The organism is Bacillus sp. 01N42_2, assembly GCF_056399565.1.
The window spans coordinates 1-2,500 of record NZ_JBFTRO010000020.1; the positions used below are offsets into that span (position 1 = coordinate 1).

General features: G+C 51.8%; 1 rRNA gene (cut by a window edge). It reads right to left on the reverse strand.

What is annotated here, in order from left to right:
• Window positions 1–2,500, reverse strand: a 23S ribosomal RNA gene (locus AC1DN5_RS18955); its annotated part runs 21 nt beyond the window's last position; the annotation flags it as partial.

Here is a 2,500-nt window from a genome sequence, read left to right on the forward strand (position 1 = left end):
ACTACAGCCCCAGGATGTGATGAGCCGACATCGAGGTGCCAAACACCGCCGTCGATATGAACTCTTGGGCGGTATCAGCCTGTTATCCCCGGAGTACCTTTTATCCGTTGAGCGATGGCCCTTCCATACAGAACCACCGGATCACTAAGACCTACTTTCGTACCTGCTCGACGTGTCTGTCTCGCAGTCAAGCGCGCTTTTGCCTTTATACTCTACGACCGATTTCCGACCGGTCTGAGCGCACCTTCGTACTCCTCCGTTACTCTTTAGGAGGAGACCGCCCCAGTCAAACTACCCACCATACACTGTCCTCGATCCGGATAACGGACCTGAGTTAGAACCTCAAAGTTGCCAGGGTGGTATTTCAAGGATGGCTCCACGCGAACTGGCGTCCACGCTTCAAAGCCTCCCACCTATCCTACACAAGCAAATTCAAAGTCCAGTGCAAAGCTATAGTAAAGGTTCACGGGGTCTTTCCGTCTAGCCGCGGATACACTGCATCTTCACAGCGATTTCAATTTCACTGAGTCTCGGGTGGAGACAGCGCCGCCATCGTTACGCCATTCGTGCAGGTCGGAACTTACCCGACAAGGAATTTCGCTACCTTAGGACCGTTATAGTTACGGCCGCCGTTTACCGGGGCTTCGATCAAGAGCTTCGCGTTAGCTAACCCCATCAATTAACCTTCCGGCACCGGGCAGGCGTCACACCCTATACGTCCACTTTCGTGTTTGCAGAGTGCTGTGTTTTTAATAAACAGTCGCAGCGGCCTGGTATCTTCGACCGGCGTGGGCTTACGCAGCAAGTGCTTCACCCTCACCGGCGCACCTTCTCCCGAAGTTACGGTGCCATTTTGCCTAGTTCCTTCACCCGAGTTCTCTCAAGCGCCTTGGTATTCTCTACCCAACCACCTGTGTCGGTTTGGGGTACGGTTCCTGGTTACCTGAAGCTTAGAAGCTTTTCTTGGAAGCATGGCATCAACCACTTCGTGTTCTAAAAGAACACTCGTCATCAGCTCTCGGCCTTAGAATCCCGGATTTACCTAAGATTCCAGCCTACCACCTTAAACTTGGACAACCAACGCCAAGCTGGCCTAGCCTTCTCCGTCCCTCCATCGCAATAACCAGAAGTACAGGAATATTAACCTGTTTTCCATCGACTACGCTTTTCAGCCTCGCCTTAGGGACCGACTAACCCTGCGTCGATTAACGTTGCGCAGGAAACCTTGGTCTTTCGGCGTGGGTGTTTTTCACACCCATTGTCGTTACTCATGTCAGCATTCGCACTTCTGATACCTCCAGCAAGCTTCTCAACTCACCTTCACAGGCTTACAGAACGCTCCTCTACCGCATCACCTAAGTGATACCCGTAGCTTCGGTGTATGGTTTGAGCCCCGTTACATCTTCCGCGCAGGCCGACTCGACTAGTGAGCTATTACGCTTTCTTTAAAGGGTGGCTGCTTCTAAGCCAACCTCCTAGCTGTCTAAGCCTTCCCACATCGTTTCCCACTTARCCATAACTTTGGGACCTTAGCTGRCGGTCTGGGTTGTTTCCCTTTTCACGACGGACGTTAGCACCCGCCGTGTGTCTCCCATGCTCGGCACTTGTAGGTATTCGGAGTTTGCATCGGTTTGGTAAGTCGGGATGACCCCCTAGCCGAAACAGTGCTCTACCCCCTACAGTGATACATGAGGCGCTACCTAAATAGCTTTCGAGGAGAACCAGCTATCTCCGAGCTTGATTAGCCTTTCACTCCGATCCACAGGTCATCCGCTAACTTTTCAACGGTAGTCGGTTCGGTCCTCCAGTCAGTGTTACCTAACCTTCAACCTGCCCATGGATAGATCGCCCGGTTTCGGGTCTATTCCCAGCGACTAGACGCCCTATTAAGACTCGCTTTCGCTACGCCTCCCCTATTCGGTTAAGCTCGCCACTGAAAATAAGTCGCTGACCCATTATACAAAAGGTACGCAGTCACCCAACAAAGTGGGCTCCCACTGCTTGTACGCATACGGTTTCAGGATCTATTTCACTCCCCTCTCCGGGGTTCTTTTCGCCTTTCCCTCACGGTACTAGTTCACTATCGGTCAGTCAGTAGTATTTAGCCTTGGAGGATGGTCCCCCCATATTCAGACAAAGTTTCTCGTGCTCCGTCCTACTCGATTTCATTGACAAGAGATTTTCGCGTACAGGGCTATCACCCACTATGGCCGCACTTTCCAGAGCGTTCCGCTAATCTCAAATCAACTTAAGGGCTAGTCCCCGTTCGCTCGCCACTACTAAGGGAATCTCGGTTGATTTCTTTTCCTCAGGGTACTTAGATGTTTCAGTTCCCCTGGTTCGCCTCTTGCACCTATGTATTCAGTACAAGATAACCATCTTATGATGGCTGGGTTCCCCCATTCAGACATCTCCGGATCAAAGTCTGTTTGCCGACTCCCCGAAGCTTTTCGCAGGCTACCACGTCTTTCATCGCCTCTGACTGCCAAGGCATCCACCG